Here is a 17,523-nt window from a genome sequence, read left to right as displayed (position 1 = left end):
AATCTTAAAATCCCTGCTTTGTGAGGCACATGATCGAATAATGGTCTGATTGAGCTTGGTTTGATGTTCCTGGGTTAACCGCGAGGGCTTTCCTCCTCCCTTATACATAACGAACTCAAATGCTGGTCCAGCAAGTATTCCATCCGTTCCGGCGAGAGTCGCCCTGGCTGCATCAGCTGGTGTATGGCCAGTCCGTCGACCAGCGCGTACAATTTCTCCGCTTCCAAAGCGGCATCCAATCCCGATTTCGCCAGATTGGACTCTACCAAGGTTTCAATGACGAATTCAGCGGTCCGATACAAGCCGTTCTGCATTTCTTCACTTACTTTCTTTAGCTCGGGATAAATCATGACCTTAGCGTTAAATAAAAACCAAACCTCTATCTCCTTTGTTCTCTCCTCATTTACAGGCAAAAACTGCAACAGCAATTGCTTCAAATCCGGTAAAAACGGCTTCTCGACAGTAAGCTCTGCAACACGATTTTGGACGCGTTGAGCATAGAGGTCCATGCAAAAGGCAAAAAGCTCGACCTGTGTGGAAAAGTAATGCCGCATCGATCCTACGGACAGGCCGGCTTGAGCAACAATATGTCGCTGTTTCTCATGATCAACGATTTTTGGCATAGCTCTATTTATTTGAAAGCTGACGATTTTTGACCTCATAAATCCCGTTAAATCAAGCTGCTCAGTCTAAAACTTTATTTTCACTGAACACGAGTGATCATCGGCTTCGCTAGCCGCTGCATGCTCGACTTACTTCAGCTGCCACAGCGCCGCAACGTTGGGCGGCTCCCAGCCTTGCAGCGAGGTGTGGTTTTGGCGGCACACATAGGTTTTGCCTGCGTACGTAACCTCATCGCCGATTTTATAGGCGGTTCCGGGAGCCCACGGCTGCGCGCCTGACGGGGCATCCGTCGTCACCGTAATTACTGCGGCAGGCGAGACATTGCCGGCGGCATCCCTGGCCGTTACCGAGAACGTGTAGCTGGTATTCGGCTTCAGGCCTTCTACCGAGGCACTCGTTCCTGTCACGTTCACTTGCGAAGAGCCGTAGGCGACCGTGTAACCGGTCACGCCGACATTATCTGTCGATGCCGCCCAGCTCAACGTCACGCTCGTAGCCGACTTGGAGACCACGCTCAGTTGGGTCGGCGCGGTCGGGGCCTGGGTGTCGCCGGACGATTCGTCCGTCTTGACCGTCACTGCATTGCTGGCGGTCGAGACGTTGCCGGCGGCATCCTTGGCCGTTACCGTGAACGTATAGCTGGTGTTCGGCTTCAGGCCTTGGATGGTTGTGCTCGTGCCCGTTACGCTCACCTGGGTAGGGCCGTAGGCTACCGTGTAGCCCGTCACGCCGACATTGTCGGTCGAAGCGTTCCAGGACAGAGAGACGCTGGTCGCGGTTTTGCCTGTCGCAACCAGATTTGCCGGAGCTGTCGGAGGCTGCGTATCCGGCGCCGGCGGGTTCAAGGCGTTCAAATAGGCGCGGTGCTTCGTGGAAAACTCGAATTGATTGAACTTATCCCAGTTGATCGACCACGTCATCAGACCGCCAAAGTTCGGATAGCCGGTTGCGCTGCCCCGCGTTTTGTAGGAGCCAAGCTGCTGGCCCTTCACGAGCGCGTCGAGCGCCTTATGCACTTCGGCAACCGGTGTAAAGCCGCCGCCCGCATTGGCGTTCGCCGGCAAGCCAAGCAGCACCTGCTCCTGACGCAGCGGTGGGAAGAACAGGTTGGCGTTCTTGTTCACGGGGAACCCGGTCAACAGCATATCGGCCATGGCGACGTGAAAATCCGCGCTGCCCATCGTATGGTACTGGTCGTCGAGGCCGGTGATCGGGCCGGAGTTATAATTTTGCACTTGGAGCCAGTCCAGAATGTCGCGCGTCGCATAGATAACGGGCAGGTAAGCGCCGGCGCGCGAATCGCAGCTGATGCAGCTTCCGCCGTAGAACGAATACCCGAGCTGGACGAAGAACGTCTCTGGGGCCATGGTCAGAATGAATTTGTCCGTGCCAAAGTGGCTGTTCAGCGACTTGAGCGCATCGATCAGGTTGACGATGACGGGCGTAGTCGGATGGCGGAAGTCGGAATCGCCGGCGTTCAAATAGAGCGAGTGTCCTTCGAAATCGACATCGAGTCCGTCGAACCCGTATTTCTCGATGATGCTTGTCACCGAGCTGACGAACGCGTCGCGGGCGGCCGTAGTCGCCAGCTGCACTTGCCCGTTCGCGCCGCCGATGGAGATGACGACCTTTTTTCCTTTGCTCTGCAGATACGCAACGTCGGCTTTGAAGTCGGCTTCGGTATAGTTATAGGGGGTGAAGCCGATCACACCGCCACCGCCGCTTGTCGGCTCCGCGAACGAAACGTTAATCACGTCGAAATCCGGAGAGACGTCGCGCAGCCGGATAAAGCCGGAGCCATTATCGAAGTTGTGCCAATAGCCGACGATTTTATAGCCTCCGGCGGGAGCCGCGGCAGAGGGGAGAGGGGATGCCATCGCGGAGAAAAGCGAGACGATGAGCGAGGCAATGAGCCCTAGCAGCAGACGAGGGCGCAGGCGTGCGTACAAGGGAGAACCATGGAAGTTCATCAGTCGAGCCTCCTTTAATAGATTGGTATTTGAAATCGAACCATTTATTAAGCGCTTACAAAAAATCCTCCTCGCAAAAGACGATCTTCCGCATACCCTCCTTCCAGTCGTTCGGTCCCTTATGTATCCTCCTTTCCGCTATAAGGATTACTTACTATTATATGGGATGTTCCGCCCCCGAAAGAAGGGAGAACTTTTTATCGAAAGGGGAGAAATTAGTCCAAAGCACTTGCTCTGCAAGAGAAAAAGCTCCTGTCATTTCAGTATGACAAGAGCTTTTTTCATGACTATCGCTTGGATTGAACATAATGCTCAATCCCATCCAGTATTCGGGCGAGACCAAAATCAAATTCGAAACCGTAGGCATGCCCATCCTTGTAATCGTTCTCCGGCGAATAGGCGCCCGCAAGCACGACCGGCGACAGATAAGGAAACCGTTCCGAAGTGACGAGATGCTCCAATGCAGCCTTATAGCTTACGCCAGGGACAGGGCCCGAGTTAACGCCTGTCTGGACGGCACGGTCCATATCCCGTTGAAAAAAGCTGTGTACACGCGCATGACTGGTCAGCATGACCACGATCGAGATCTTCTCGCGGTGATCTAACGGAAGGTCGAACATTATCCGCAAGGCCCAATCGACAATACGCAAATTATTTGGCGTGATCGGGATGCCGGAGGCTGGGATATCGCACAACCATGGATGATCCTGAAAGCACCGCATGATGGCCAGGACAAAGGTGCGCATATTTTCGCGCCAATGAGTGGAATTTTCCTCCGGGATCGAGATATCGAACACGGCGTCCTGCATAAGAAGTACGAGATCTTCTTTGCTAGGAACGTAACGGTAGAGGGCCATGGTCGTAAATCCCAAGGATGCGGCGACCTTGTTCATAGACACAGCGGACAGTCCGTCTTTATCGGCTATGGCAATGGCGGAATCCACGATTTGCTTCAGACTCATCTCACGTTTCGGCCCGCGCTGCGTCGGTTTGACCAGCCCCCAGCTGAGCGCCACACCGGGTGGCAGCCCTTCTGCAAATTTGTTGTTATCCATACGAACGTCCTCCTGAATTGCTGAATGACCGTCAAGATGCCAAGCATTGAAAAAAGTCATTGCACCTTAATTGTATATATTATATACTGTTTATGCAATACACAGTAAATTCGAACGGACAACATCCTTTTATTGTAATGACAGGAGCGTGTTCTTCTATGACCGAAAAAACGAAACGCATACTGATTTCAGGAGCTAGCATTGCCGGACCTGCGCTTGCCTACTGGCTTCACCGTCACGGCTTCGAGGTGACGATCGTCGAGCGGGCCCCGGCCCTACGACGGGGCGGCTATGCGGTCGATATTCGCGGAGCGGCTTTGTTGGTCCTCGAACGGATGGGCATTCTCGATCAAGTACGTGCGGCGGATACGCAAATGACCGGCGTTTATTTTGTAAACGACAGCGGCAAGATCAAAGGGCGGATCGGCGAAGCGAGCATCGGCAACAAGGCAGGTCTGGACATCGAGGTTATGCGCGATGATCTGACTGACATTTTGTACAATCTCACCAAAGATACGGTGAACTATCTATGGAATGATTCGATCACTGCAATTCGCGAGACGGAAGAGGGGGCGGAGGTGCAATTTGCGAACGGCAAGCCGCAAACCTTCGATTTGGTGATCGGAGCGGATGGGCTTCATTCCAATGTGCGCAGGCTGACGTTTGGCGAGGAGGAACAGTTTAAACGTTCACTGGGCTGCTATATTTCGATATTTACGACCCGCAATTTCCTGGACCTCAACCATAGCCTGCAATTGTATACGGTTCCCGGCAGGACGGTAGGGATGTACAGCGCCCGTGACAACACGGAAGCGAAGGGCCTGTTCGTTTTTAAATCGGGACCCTTGCTATACGACCGGCACAATCCCGAAGCCCAGAAGCAGCTAGTGTCCGATACGTTTGGCGGTGAGAACGGTTGGGAAACCCAGCGGCTGCTCCAGGCCATGAAGGCGGCAGAAGATTTTTATTTTGACGAGATATGCCAAATTCATATGCCTGCATGGTCGAGAGGCCGTGTTGCGCTTGTCGGCGACGCGGCCTATGGCCCATCGCCGCTTTCCGGGCAGGGCAGCAGCCTGGCGCTTGTCGGTGCTTACGTGCTGGCCGGTGAGTTGAAACTCGCGCAAGGGGATTATACACGGGCTTTTGCGGCCTACGAGCAAGAGATGAAGGCATTTGTGGAGAAAAACCAAAAAATCGGCCAGTCAGCGGCAGAGGGGATGGTCGCCAGCTCCAGCTTCAAAATCATCCTGCAAAACTGGATGCTTCGCGTACCGTTCTTGATGAATGCCACGTTTCAAATGATTTCGAAGATGATCGCCAAAGCCGCGAACGGGATCGAGTTAAAAGGATATGAGGGAACATAAACTGGCACAACGAACGGAGCGCCTCCACCATGCGAATCATGTGGAAACGCTCCGTTTTCTAGTCGGCCACGATGGTTCGGTTTTTCCCCGATTCCTTCGCCCGATATAAAGCGTGGTCGGCCCGTTGAAACAGCATGTCAGCCGATTCGGCGTGGGATGGATAGTGAGCGATGCCTGACGAGACGGTTATCTGGATTTCGAGAGGATTTTCCCTCGTTTCAAAAGCGGTACGAATTCGCTCCGCCGTGGTCAGAGCATCCGGAACGCTCGCGAGCGGCAGAAGCACGACAAATTCCTCTCCGCCGTAACGGCAGCATATATCATGGGGACCTACGGACGAAGTGACGATGCGGGCCAGATGCTTCAATACTTCGTCACCCGCTTGATGACCGTAGGTATCGTTGATGGACTTGAATCGGTCGATATCCATGACAATCAGGGCGAAGGAGTACTGCTCATCCGTCCATTGCGTCATGATGGATTCAAACGTCCTGCGGTTCGTTAACCCCGTTAAAGAATCGGTCATGGCGGCATGAGCCAACTGCTCGGTCTGCTTCTGCAGATCGCTTAACGCAAGCGTAATCGTCTGTGTCAACAAGTCGGCTTCCCGGTTCCAGTGATGCTTGGCCTCCGGAAGAACGATTCTTTCGCCCCTGCCCAATCGGCCAGCCAGATCGGCAAGAGACACGAACGGACGGGCCAAACGCCGGGCAAGCCAGATGGCGGCGATCAACAATACGACAAACGGTGCCAGAGTGTACAGCAGAATCGTGCGAATATTGCGGTTCAATTCGTCATATACGACATTGATGGGGGACTGGACGACGACTCCCCAGCCGTTCTCCAGAACGGGGGAATAGCCGGCAAGAAAGGTGATTCCTTGGGAATTGGTTACCTGTTCGAATCCGCTTTCGCCCCGAAGCGTCTTCTGAACGACTAGATTGGCATTGATATCGTCGCCGATCCGGGATTTGTCGGGATGAAACAATAAATGACCGTTGGAGCTGACGACATAAAAGTACGAACCGTCGCTATTGAGATGATTATGCATCCCGAACATCATATTCAATATATTGTTTTCCTGCAAATAAAGACTGCCTCCGATAAAACCCCGATATGTTCCGTCTTTGTCGAAAAGCGGCTCGCTCATAAAAACGATAAGCCGTCCGGTGGCCGAATAGTAGGGCTTGGATATATAGGATTTTTTTACCGCGAGCGCTTCTTTGGTCGCTTCCGTTGCGATATGCAGTCCGGTCGTGCCGACGGAAGGCGGGTCCACACCGCGGACAAGGCCCGTTTCGTCCACGACGGCGATGGAGTTGAAATAGTGACTGCCTAAGCGCAGCGCTTCAAGCTGCCTCTGTATTTCTTGCGCATCCGATAGATCCCCGGCCGAAAGACGGACGCCGGTATAGGCCAGACCGGTCCGCATCGATTGGAATAAGGAATCGATGGAATGGCTCATTTTAGTCGCCGCCGAATAGTTCAACGCAAAGGTCGTTTCGAATAACGATTCCTTATTGGAATGATAAGAGGCGAGAAGCAGAATTGTCAAAGTAAGCGCGACGGAAAGGGAGACCAGCCCGGTTAACAGGGTGGCAAGACTGATTTTATTTTTTTCGGCACAGCGAATCCCGAACGGTCCGGACATGGTATCCCCCTCCTTATTTTCCAAGTTAAGTTCCACTTCATTTTCGACATGACCCGCCATAATCCTTTATCGCTCCCCGATTTTATTAAAAAGCTCCCAAGCTACATATAGACCTGGATTTGGAAGGTTGGCGGATGAATCTTCTTTCGTTTATACTCATTTTAAAAAATATCTTCATAGGGGGAACACATGTGAGGCGGTTTCTCAAAAATGAAACGATGCAAATTCTGCTTATCGCCCTGACGACGGCTATTGGTGCGGAAATCAAAGTATATCCGTTTCATGGAGATTATTTCCGTATGGGGCTTGGCGCCAGTACGTTTTTGTTCTTCTTGCTGTTTATGCGACACTTGCCTTACCTCAAGATCGGGATCATAACGGGAATATTCAGCGTATGCTTTCAGGGGACCGAATGGCTGACCCACTCGACTCCGCTTTCTTTCACAGCAAGCCTGCAGAATAATGTGGCCGCCGGTGTATATTATATCGTATTTGCTCTCTGCATGGGCAGGCTTCGAACAACAATTCACGAATATAATCCCCTTAGGCTAGGCGGGCTTGTCGCGGGCATCGATCTGATCTCGAACGGGGCCGAGCTCTTCTTGCGGTGGCTGCTGCTCGGCGTGAATGTGATGGATTGGGACGACTGGCTTCTTTTATTGGTCCTTACCGTGGTGCGCAGTTATTTTGTCATCGGGCTGTACAGCAGCATTGTGATAGGCCAAATGCGCGTCCTTCATGCCGAGAAGGAAAAACGGATGGAGCAGATGCTGCACGTGGGTACGGGGCTGTACGGGGAAACGTTTTATTTGCAAAAATCCATGGGCACGATCGAAGCGATTACCGAACAGAGCTATACTCTTTATTCCAAATTGAAAGAAGAGAACCTGGAGCGCTATGCCCAAAAGGCATTAAGTATCGCCCAGCAGATTCACGAAGTCAAGAAGGATTCCCAGCGCATCCTGGCCGGCCTGACCAAATTATACGACAGTGAAATCGTTGTCGATATGAGCTTGGCGGAAATGCTGGGCTTTGTCGTAAAAGCGAATCAAAAGTACAGTCGCATGTTCCAAAAGAAAATCAAGTTCACGACCGATCTGGATGCGGATTACCGGACCGCCGATTTCATTCCCCTGCTTACCATTGTGAATAACCTCGTCTCGAACGCGGTGGAAGCCATTCAAGAGCATGGGAGCATCAGTATACGTGTTTACGAAGATACGGCGGAGACGGTCTTCGTTGTTTCCGATACGGGCTGCGGCATTCGGGAATCGCACCGCGGCATTGTTTTTCAACCCGGATTTACGACGAAATATAACGAAAGCGGGGTAGCCGCAGCCGGGATCGGACTGTCGCATGTGCGCGATATCGTCCATTCGCTCGATGGGGAGATTGCCATCGGCTCTTCCGAAGAAGGCAGCGGAACGACATTTATCGTGCGTCTTCCGACCTTCAAAATAAGAAGTGCTTCAACCGCCGTGTAGATTTTTATATTTTTTAGTAGTCGAGATGGTATGTTCAAAGTGTACTTGACTATGAAAATAATGGATATTCGCCATTTCCGGCCGTGAGACTGAAAGCGTTGCCGAGGCAAACGAATGGTTGTGGCCGGAAGGGGACGGGGTTGGTTATCAATGGACATGACGAGCGTAAGCGATAGAACGATAGACTTGGGCGAATGGGTGGACCGGTACCGGTCTTACTCCGCCCTTGGGAACTGTGCCGATTACATTCCCGCGTTACGAAAGGCGGATCCGTCTCAATTGGGCATTTGCATGATTGGAACAGACGGAAGGATCGTAAAAGCCGGAGAGACCGAGTCGCCCTTTACCATCCAAAGTATTTCCAAAGTTATCGGATTTATGGCCGCTTGTTTAAGTTGCGGCATTGACACCGTGCTGGAGTATGTAGATGTGGAGCCTACTGGAGACGCTTTCAATTCAATCGTTCGGTTGGAGCTTCACAAGCCGGGCAGGCCTTTTAATCCCATGATTAATGCGGGAGCCATCACTATAGCTTCCATGCAGCCGGGAACGACCGCGGAATCCAAGCTTGAGGTTATCACGGCTTTATTGGAAGCCTTAACGGGAAAGCGCCCGACTTGCAACCGAGAGGTGTTTCAGTCCGAGTGGCAGACAGCCCATCGCAATCGAGCGCTGGCGTATTGTCTGCAGGAAATGAATTGTCTGCAATCTGACGTGGAAGTCGCGCTGGAAGTTTATTTGAAGCAATGCTCGCTTGAAGTCACGGTGGAAGATTTGGCCGCGATCGGGATGATTCTTGGGTGCGACGGCTACGACCCGGTACGGAAGAAGCAAGTGGTATCCAAAGATATCGCTCGCATCACGAAAGCGTTGATGCTGACATGCGGAATGTATAACGCTTCGGGAAAATTCGCCGCTTTTGTGGGCGTACCGGCCAAAAGCGGGGTATCCGGAGGAATTATGGCGGCTGTTCCGCCTCGCGCGAAATCCAGAGAGCTTCCTTTTCCGGACGGATGCGGGATCGGCATATATGGCCCTGCCATCGATAAGTATGGCAACAGTACGGCGGGACATATGCTCTTGAAGCATATCGCCCAAGCGTGGGATTTAAGCGTCTGTTAACCGACAATAGGAGGCAGTGCATTCATGAGAAACACGGCCATTGGAGAGGCAAAGTCATGAGATTTTTTATTGTAGACGATGACCCTGCGGTCCGTCTCATGCTGGCGCAAATGATTGAAGATGAGGGTCTGGGCCAAGTCGTGGGAGAAGCGGAAGACGGAGCGAAGATCGATGCTCAATCGATCGTCATGAACCAGGTGGATATTCTTTTCGTTGATGTCCTCATGCCTTACCGTGACGGGATTGAGACCGTTCGTGCACTATTGCCCGTATTTTTGGGAAAGATCATTATGCTCTCCGAAGTCGGTTCGAAAGATATCGTCAGCCGTACTTACTCGCTAGGCATCGAATATTACGTCCTTAAGCCTTTAAACCGGATCGAGCTCATAACGATCGTTAAGAAAGTGATGGAAAGCATGCTGCTTGAAACGTCGATTCAAACCATCAAGCAATCGATCGATTTTCTTTCTCCGTATGATATAAGCGAGAATAAGACCCGGCGATCAGGAGATGCGTCCATCCTAACTTGCGGAAATTATCTGTTGTCGGAGCTGGGTATGGCGGGAGAAAGCGGAACCCAGGACTTGCTGGAGATGTTGGAGTATTTATTCCAAGATGAATCGGAGCGAGCGTTAAAGGATGAATTTCCGGCTTTAAAAGATATTTTTTGGCAAATTTCATTGAAAAAACTCGGGGAACGCGTTGACTCCGAGCTCATTCAAAAAGAATTCAAGGCGGCTGAGCAGCGTGTACGGAGAGCGATATCTCATGCGCTAAATCATCTCGCATCGTTAGGCATAACGGATTATACCCATCCCAAGTTTGAAAATTACGCAGCGAAATTTTTCGATTTTATGGAAGTCCGGAGAAGAATGAACGAATTGGAAGAAGATCAAAAATCCAGCGTAAACCATAAAATCAATACGAAAAAATTCGTGCAAGTCCTGTATTTGGAAGCAAAGCAAATGATGGCGACATTGAACTGACTCCCAAAGCATACCCGATACGAAGAACACCTGTTACTGGCGTAAGCAGCTTGCCGGTGCAGGTTTTTTTATGAACGAAACAAAGATATCATAAAATGTAATTGTTTGGAGATAATACGGAATGGAAATTGATAAACAACCCATGGCTGAAGAAGGTGTATGACATGCCGGATGTTCCGTTCACAGACAACCTGTCCGCAAACCTTCGGATGATGAAGGATGCGATTGGGCATAGCCCCGACGTTATTTTCCGAGAGTTTCGAGTTGGACATTCCTCCTGGCAAGCGGCTGTCGTTTATATCGACGGTCTGGTGGATAAAACCGTTCTGAACGAGCAAGTGATCAAGCCTTTAATGCGGGAACGAGGTCTTTCCAGCGATTCCGCCATGAATAAAGAGCAGCTCAAGAGCACCATTTCCGATTCCGTCGTTTCGACAGCGGAGGTTCATGAGATACCCTGCTTGAAGGATTGCGTTCGTAAAGTCCTTGACGGGAATACCGCGCTATTACTGGACGGCTTGACCGATGTTATCGTTCTAAGCACCGTCGGAGGAGAGAGCCGTTCCATTGAAGAACCGTTATCGGAAGCGGTTGTTCGGGGACCGAGAGAAGGTTTTGTCGAGAAGCTTCATACCAATACGGCCATGCTTCGGCGCCGAATTAAAGACCCGGGCTTCACCATGATCCCTTACAAGCTTGGACGCCGGTCTCAAACGGACGTGTACCTGATTTATATCCAGGGATTAACGAACCAAGAGCTCGTGGAAGAAGCGAAGAGCCGAATCGGGCGGATCGATATTGATGAGATATCCGACTCCGGCTATATTGAGCAGCTTATCGAGGATCATACTTACTCTCCGTTTCCGCAGATGCAAAATACGGAGCGGCCCGATCGGGTAGCGGGCGCTTTGTTGCAGGGCCGTATCGCCTTGTTGGTAGACGGGACTCCTTTCGCCTTGATTATACCGGTTACTTTTTCCATGCTGATGACTTCTTCCGAAGACTATTTCGAACGGTGGATGCCCGCTTCCTTGATCCGCATCCTGCGATATGGGGCGGCATTCATCGCTCTGTTTCTTCCTGCACTTTATATTGCTTTGATTTCTTACAACCATGGATTAATTCCGACGAAACTCGTCATCTCCATTGCAGCGGGACGGGAAGGGGTTCCTTTTCCATCGATCATCGAAGCGCTCATTATGGAAGTGACGCTCGAACTTCTTCGGGAAGCGGGGCTGCGCCTGCCGAAACCGATCGGACAAGCGGTCGGTATTGTCGGCGGATTGGTAATCGGACAAGCCGCCGTCCAAGCGGCCATCGTGAGTCCTATCATGGTGATCGTCGTTGCGCTGACCGCCATTTCTTCCTTTGCCTTTCCTCAGTATTCTTCGGCAATTGCTATTCGCATGCTCCGGTTTGCGATGATGATGGCGGCGGCCATACTCGGGCTTTACGGTGTAATTCTGCTTTTCATCCTCATCATGGCCCATCTTGTGAAGCTCAAGAGCTTCGGGGTTGATTATATGGCTCCTTTCGCGCCCATGCAGGCAAAAGATTGGAAAGACCTGATCGTAAGAGTGCCTCTGCAAATGATGAAGCGGCGTCCCGGACTAATCAGACCGCAAGACCGCACGCGCCAATAGAAAAGGTAAAGGTGAGTCGTCACCATCATGAGTCGTAAAGATGAAATTACATCGTTGCAAGCTTCATTTATCGTATCGAAAAGCATGATTGGGACAGGGATTCTGTTTTTGCCGCAGCTTATGGCGAAGGAGGTAGGGACCCCGGACGGATGGATTTCCGTTCTGATTGGCGGGTTCCTCGCTTTGCTGGCCGGGTATGTCATCATCAAACTAAACCAGCGTTTTCCCAAACAAACGTTTTTCGAATTCAGCCAAACGGTGTTCGGCAAGGTGATAGGCGCGGTTCATATTGTCCTGCTGAGCGCTTATTTTACGATATCTGCCGGGTATTTGGCTCGTGTCATGGGCGAGGTGATCCACATGTATTTGCTGGATAAAACCCCGATTGCGTTTATCATCCTTGTCTTTATGATGGTTGGGGTTTATCTCGCCATAGGAGGAATCAACCCGATTGCGCGCTTGATCGAGCTATTTTTTCCCGTGATCTCAATCATCCTCGTTACGCTGATCGCGTTCAGCTTTCAGGAGTTCGAACTGGACAATATACGGCCGGTACTGGCAGAAGGATTCACGCCGGTATGGAAAGGGATACCGTCTTCGACGTTCGCTTACAGCGGCTTCGAGATTATGTTGGTTTTAAGCGCGTTTATGAAGAAGCCCCGGGACGTCGTAAAATCCATGCTGACAGGCATCGGCATCGTGATTCCTCTGTATACGTTAACCGTTTTAATTTCAATCGGAACGCTCACGGTAGACGAAGTTAAGACGCTGACCTGGCCAACCATGTCCGTAGCCAAGGACATCGAATTGCCGGGAGGATTTTTCGAGCGGTTCGAGTCGTTGTTCTCCGTGCTTTGGGTCATCTCGATGTATGCGACTTTTGTTCCGTACTATTATGTGGCAAGCCTCGGGTTAGGGCATCTATTCCGAACAAATTACCGAACCTTTATTTACCTCCTGTTCCCAGTGGTTTATCTCGTTGCCATGATGCCGAAAACATTAAACAACGTACTACGTTTCGGCAATTTTCTTAATGACTTTGCTTTGTTCATTATTGTGATCATGCCGCTCTACTTCTGGATCTTCGTCAAGTTGAGGGGGAAAGGCCATGCGAACGGCTAGAAGGCTGCGCTTGCTTTCGGCAAGTCTATTTCTTGTGTCCATGACGGGTTGCTGGGATCGGATAGAGATCGAGGACGTAGGGATCGTGCTGGGCATCGGCTTTGACATGCCTTCCCATGAAGCAACGAATCAAGAGAAAGGGATGCCCGAAGGTAAACAAAGCAAGGCTGAGCGAATCGCCATGACGCATCATTTTGCCGTGCCCAAGCAATTTTCCGCAAAAGAGGGGGTTTCAGCACAAAAGGATTATATAAACGTCTTTAGCGAGGGAAGGGTCGTATTTGACAACATTAACGGTTTATCAACGCGCTTGTCCCGCACTCCCAGTTATGAGCATCTGAGAGTTATTCTCATCAGCGAAGAGGTGGCACGCAGCTTTGATTTGAGAGATATCATCAACTTCTTGCTGCGCAACCCGGAGGCGAGACGGTCGATCCGTGTATTGGTATGCGAGGGAAAAACAAGAACCGTACTAGAAAAGAAAGGCATCGTGGCGAATCCGGCTTTGAATTTAAGGGGACTTGTAGAAGGCTTCCGCAAGACGCTGCGTATCCCTCCGATCATGAAGCTTGGAGATCTGTCCGAAAATTTAACGAAAAAAGAAAATTTCGTCATTCAATGGGTAACTGCAGCGCGAGAAGAAACGACGCTGTCCGGGGCCGCCGTGATCCGGGGAAAGGATGCCAGAATGGCCGGTTGGTTGGATGAGGAAGAGACGGTTGGCTTGAACTGGCTGAAGGGGGAGAAGAAGAGAACGGGAATTATCGAAGGAACGGACCCGATCAGCGGGGAAAAGATCGTCTATGAGGTCCGCAAGTTCGCAAGAAGCATCAAGCCCAGGCACAAGGACGGGCGAATCTCCTTTCAGGTGGAAATTAAGACGGAAGGAAGGCTGAGGGAAGATTGGGTCGATTCGGACGATGCTTTTAAAGAAAAATTTATCGCCAGGGCGGAGCGGGCGGCAGAAGCGTCGATTAAGTCTTCGCTTAAAAGAGTGCTGGTCAAAATGCAAAAGAAACTGAGGCTGGATGCCGCCGGGTTCGGGAAACGGCTGCAAGTCGAATATCCTCAGGTATGGAACAAAGTGAAAGAGAACTGGGATTCTACATTTAGCGAAGCTTCGATTGAGGTTAAAGTGAATGCCCGAATCGTCGAATTTGGAACAAGAGGAAGCAGGGGGGGATGAAGGGAACGGCATTTTTGCTGCCTTTGCACATTAATGCTCATTTGCGACTGATAATTAATAATTTAGACAAAAGTAAGCGCTGTACAAATCATAAATAATCATATACAATCATAAATGAGAAACATCGATGAAATTTCAGTCAAAAATGAGCATGTGAACGCAGCGTAGAGGGAGGGGCACGAATGTTGTTTGAGGAGGAACGTCAGCAGAAAATCGCCGATTACGTTCAAACGCGGGAACGAGCCTCGGTGCAGGAACTGGCACAGCAGTTTCAAGTATCCGAATCGACCGTCCGCAGGGATCTGAAGATTCTGGAGGAGAGCAGCCAGCTTCGCCGCACGCATGGGGGAGCGGTAGCGCTGGTAAACGATAATTCGGAGCCGCCGTTCATCGAGAAGGAAGACAGCTACCGGGCACAGAAGGAGGCGATCGCCAAAGCCGCCGCGGCCATGATCCAGGAAGGGGATACGATTGTTCTGGATTCCGGCACGACAACTTATTATTTGGCCAAGGAACTGAAAGCTTTCAAGCAATTAACCGTGGTGACCAATTCGGTCATGGCCGCGCAAGAGTTGCTCACGCATCCGGGTGTGGATCTCGTGCTAACCGGCGGGTCGCTTCGTCATGAAACGCTCGCGATGGTCGGGCCGTTGACGGAGAAAGCTTTGAAAGCGATCTATGTGGACAAAGCCTTCCTGGCAACCAACGGGCTGGACCCGGTGATCGGGCTGACGACGCCGAATATATTGGAAGCTTCGGCGAAGCAAAGTATTCTTCGCTCGGCCAAACAGGTGATTTTGCTTGCGGACCATAGCAAATTCGGAAAAGTTTCGTTTGCCAAAGTGGCCGAACTTCCGGAGATCGACCACTGGATCACCGACGACGGATTGCCGGACAATGCGCGAGAGGAGCTGGAGGCGGCTGGCCTGTCGGTGACGGTTATCCATGTGGGGGGCGAGAGGGTATGAGCTCTAAAGTTCTTACCGTCACCCTCAATCCGGCTTTGGACAAAACCGTAACGATTGAAGAGTTCGTGAGCGGCGGATTAAATCGGATTAAAGCGTGGAGGACGGACGCCGGTGGCAAAGGAATCAACGTCGCCAAAGCGCTCAAGCATTTTTCCGTCGACGTGGCATCATGGGGGCTGACGGCCGGCCACCAGGGAAAGATCGTTACCGAACAGCTTACCGGACTGGGCATCCCCAGCTATTTTATCGAGACGGAAGGCGAGACCAGAACCAATCTGAAAGTATACGTCGAATGCACCCAAGAAACGACCGAGCTCAACGAAGCGGGCTTTACGGTCAGCCGGAAAGCGCTGCATGAGTTCATTGAGAGGTATACCGACGCAGTCCGCAACGCTTCGATTGTCGTCTTGGGAGGCAGCCTGCCGCCCGGAGTTCCGGACGATACGTACAACACGTTAATCGAGATTGCGAATCGCGCCGGAGCCCGGACGGTGCTGGATGCCGACGGAGATCCGTTCAGGCACGGGATTGAGGCTGTTCCGTATGCGATCAAACCGAACATTCACGAGTTGGAAGCGCTTTTTAAAGAAACCTTCCAAAGTGACACGGAGATTGTTTCCGCTGCAAGAAGGCTCACAGGCAAAGGAATCGCTTACGTATCCGTTTCTTTAGGAGCCGAAGGGTCGATTCTGGTCAGCGAAACGGAAGCGGTACGCGCCAAGCCGTTTCCGATTGTACCTCTGAGCACGGTCGGCGCCGGCGATTCCATGGTGGCCGCTCTGGTGTACTGCCTGCTGGAAGGGAAGCCGCTTGTAGAGATGGCCCGCTGGACATCGGCGGCGGGAACGGTGACCGCTTCCAAGCCGGGAACGGAAGTTTGTACGCTTGCCGAAGTGGAAGAGAAGGTAAGCAAGGTGACAATATGGCCCTTATAATTTCATTTGCGATCATGAGTTGAGGAGGCGCTCCATATGAAAAAGATTTTGGCTGTGACCGCATGTCCGACGGGGGTAGCGCATACTTATATGGCTGCCGAATCTTTGGCCAAAGCGGCGAGAGAGAAGCAGGTTCCGATGAAAGTAGAGACGCGAGGAGCCGTCGGCGTGGAGAATGAGCTTTCTCCGGAGGAGATTGCCGAGGCGCATGCGATTATTGTGGCGGCTGACACGGATGTATTGGAATCCCGTTTCGCAGGAAAGCCCGTTGTTAAAGTGCCGGTAGCTCAGGCTATTAAAGACCCGTCGGGGCTTATTGACGAAGCGTTGAACAAACAAGCTGCATCCGCCGCAGACTACCGGGAGCAGGTGGAGCAATCGAAGGCGCAGCGCAGCGCTTCCCGGACCGGGGCGTATAAGCATTTGATGACCGGCGTATCCAATATGCTTCCTTTGGTTGTGGCAGGCGGACTGCTGATTGCCCTTTCCTTTGTGTTCGGCATCGAGGCGTTTAAAGAGAAAGGCACGCTGGCCGCCGCGTTAATGGATATCGGGGGCGGAGCGGCGTTTGCGCTCATGGTTCCGATATTGGCCGGATTTATTGCATTTTCGATTGCGGAAAAGCCGGGTCTTGCTCCTGGTCTCGTAGGCGGCATGCTGGCCTCCAAAATCGGGGCAGGGTTCCTTGGCGGCATCATTGCCGGATTTTTGGCCGGTTATGTGGCGAAGTGGTTAAAGGACTATATCAAGCTGCCCAGAAACTTGGAAGGCTTAAAGCCGATTCTGATTATTCCGCTTCTGGCGACCGGCATAACCGGACTTCTGATGATCTACGTCATCGGCGAGCCTGTGAAGACGATCATGGACGGCTTGACGGAATGGCTGAAATCGCTCGGATCGACCAACGCCGTCCTGCTCGGCGGTTTGCTTGGACTGATGATGGCGTTCGATATGGGCGGACCGGTGAATAAAGCGGCATATACGTTTTCCGTAGGCTTACTGGCCAGCGATGTATACGGGCCAATGGCCGCCGTGATGGCCGCAGGGATGACGCCTCCGCTTGGACTATGGTTAGCGACTCTGCTCGCTCCGAAGAAGTATACCAAGGAAGAGCGGGATGCCGGCAAGGCAGCCTCCGTACTGGGAATTTCGTTCATTACCGAAGGTGCCATTCCGTTTGCGGCAAGTGATCCGTTCCGCGTCATTCCTTCGATTATGGTCGGCTCCGCTTTAACGGGCGCTCTATCAATGCTTTTCGGCGCGACGCTTCGTGCGCCTCACGGCGGCATCTTCGTCTTGCCAATTCCGAACGCGGTGAGCCACCTGGCCTTGTATGCCGCAGCGATCGTCGCAGGAACCATCGTTACGGCGATCGTATTGAATGTATTAAAAAAGCCTGTTTTGAAATAA

General features: G+C 51.8%; 14 protein-coding genes. 10 read left to right on the top strand and 4 right to left on the bottom strand.

The genetic code is table 11. From position 1 onward, the window contains the following. Positions 1-74: 74 nt before the first annotated feature. The 3 genes from QMG93_RS02900 to QMG93_RS02890 all read right to left on the bottom strand — a co-directional run bounded on the left by QMG93_RS02900 (position 75) and on the right by QMG93_RS02890 (position 3,649). Positions 75-623 carry a TetR family transcriptional regulator C-terminal domain-containing protein gene (locus QMG93_RS02900; protein WP_281933391.1) on the bottom strand — a complete coding sequence of 183 codons (549 nt, stop codon included), beginning with the start codon at positions 621-623 and terminating at the stop codon, positions 75-77. Between the two features lie 129 nt (positions 624-752). After that, positions 753-2,594: a fibronectin type III domain-containing protein gene (locus QMG93_RS02895; protein WP_281933390.1), complete on the bottom strand. Its 1,842-nt coding sequence runs from the start codon at positions 2,592-2,594 to the stop codon at positions 753-755. Positions 2,595-2,881: 287 nt separating this feature from the next. Continuing rightward, positions 2,882-3,649: a TetR/AcrR family transcriptional regulator gene (locus QMG93_RS02890; protein ID WP_281933389.1), complete on the bottom strand. Its 768-nt coding sequence runs from the start codon at positions 3,647-3,649 to the stop codon at positions 2,882-2,884. Positions 3,650-3,807: 158 nt separating this feature from the next. Between QMG93_RS02890 and QMG93_RS02885 the strand changes: the two genes are divergently transcribed. Then, the gene (locus tag QMG93_RS02885; RefSeq protein WP_281933388.1) at positions 3,808-5,016 is read left to right on the top strand and encodes an FAD-dependent monooxygenase; all 1,209 of its coding nucleotides are present in this window, start codon (positions 3,808-3,810) and stop codon (positions 5,014-5,016) included. Positions 5,017-5,074: 58 nt separating this feature from the next. On the opposite strand, the gene QMG93_RS02880 is transcribed toward QMG93_RS02885, so the two are convergent. Then, on the bottom strand, positions 5,075-6,667 hold the full coding sequence (locus tag QMG93_RS02880) for a diguanylate cyclase (RefSeq protein WP_281933387.1): 1,593 nt from the start codon (positions 6,665-6,667) through the stop codon (positions 5,075-5,077). A gap of 191 nt (positions 6,668-6,858) precedes the next feature. Between QMG93_RS02880 and QMG93_RS02875 the strand changes: the two genes are divergently transcribed. From QMG93_RS02875 to QMG93_RS02835, 9 genes are all read left to right on the top strand, one after another. After that, on the top strand, positions 6,859-8,151 hold the full coding sequence (locus QMG93_RS02875; protein WP_281933386.1) for a sensor histidine kinase: 1,293 nt from the start codon (positions 6,859-6,861) through the stop codon (positions 8,149-8,151). A 150-nt stretch (positions 8,152-8,301) separates the two neighbouring features. Beyond that, positions 8,302-9,273: a glutaminase gene (locus tag QMG93_RS02870; RefSeq protein WP_281933385.1), complete on the top strand. Its 972-nt coding sequence runs from the start codon at positions 8,302-8,304 to the stop codon at positions 9,271-9,273. A 56-nt stretch (positions 9,274-9,329) separates the two neighbouring features. After that, positions 9,330-10,259 (top strand): response regulator, encoded by a 930-nt coding sequence (locus tag QMG93_RS02865; RefSeq protein ID WP_281933384.1) that lies wholly within the window; start codon positions 9,330-9,332, stop codon positions 10,257-10,259. A 164-nt stretch (positions 10,260-10,423) separates the two neighbouring features. Beyond that, positions 10,424-11,902: a spore germination protein gene (locus QMG93_RS02860; protein WP_281933383.1), complete on the top strand. Its 1,479-nt coding sequence runs from the start codon at positions 10,424-10,426 to the stop codon at positions 11,900-11,902. 27 nt (positions 11,903-11,929) lie between these two features. Then, positions 11,930-13,024, top strand: a complete 1,095-nt coding sequence (locus tag QMG93_RS02855; protein WP_281933382.1) for a GerAB/ArcD/ProY family transporter — start codon at positions 11,930-11,932, stop codon at positions 13,022-13,024. Beyond that, positions 13,011-14,210 (top strand): Ger(x)C family spore germination protein, encoded by a 1,200-nt coding sequence (locus QMG93_RS02850; RefSeq protein ID WP_281933381.1) that lies wholly within the window; start codon positions 13,011-13,013, stop codon positions 14,208-14,210. The genes QMG93_RS02855 and QMG93_RS02850 overlap by 14 nt, the downstream gene beginning before the upstream one ends. Before the next feature lie 182 nt (positions 14,211-14,392). Continuing rightward, on the top strand, positions 14,393-15,178 hold the full coding sequence (locus QMG93_RS02845) for a DeoR/GlpR family DNA-binding transcription regulator (RefSeq protein ID WP_281933380.1): 786 nt from the start codon (positions 14,393-14,395) through the stop codon (positions 15,176-15,178). Next, positions 15,175-16,113 carry a 1-phosphofructokinase gene (gene pfkB / locus QMG93_RS02840; RefSeq protein ID WP_281933379.1) on the top strand — a complete coding sequence of 313 codons (939 nt, stop codon included), beginning with the start codon at positions 15,175-15,177 and terminating at the stop codon, positions 16,111-16,113. Before QMG93_RS02845 ends, pfkB begins: the two co-directional genes overlap by 4 nt. A gap of 36 nt (positions 16,114-16,149) precedes the next feature. Beyond that, on the top strand, positions 16,150-17,523 hold the full coding sequence (locus QMG93_RS02835) for a PTS fructose transporter subunit IIC (RefSeq protein ID WP_281933378.1): 1,374 nt from the start codon (positions 16,150-16,152) through the stop codon (positions 17,521-17,523).

Origin of the sequence: Paenibacillus tyrphae (assembly GCF_027925525.1) — a bacterium.
In the GTDB taxonomy this organism is placed as follows: Bacteria; Bacillota; Bacilli; order Paenibacillales; family NBRC-103111; genus Paenibacillus_G; species Paenibacillus_G tyrfis_B.
This window is presented reverse-complemented; position numbering and strand designations above follow the sequence as displayed.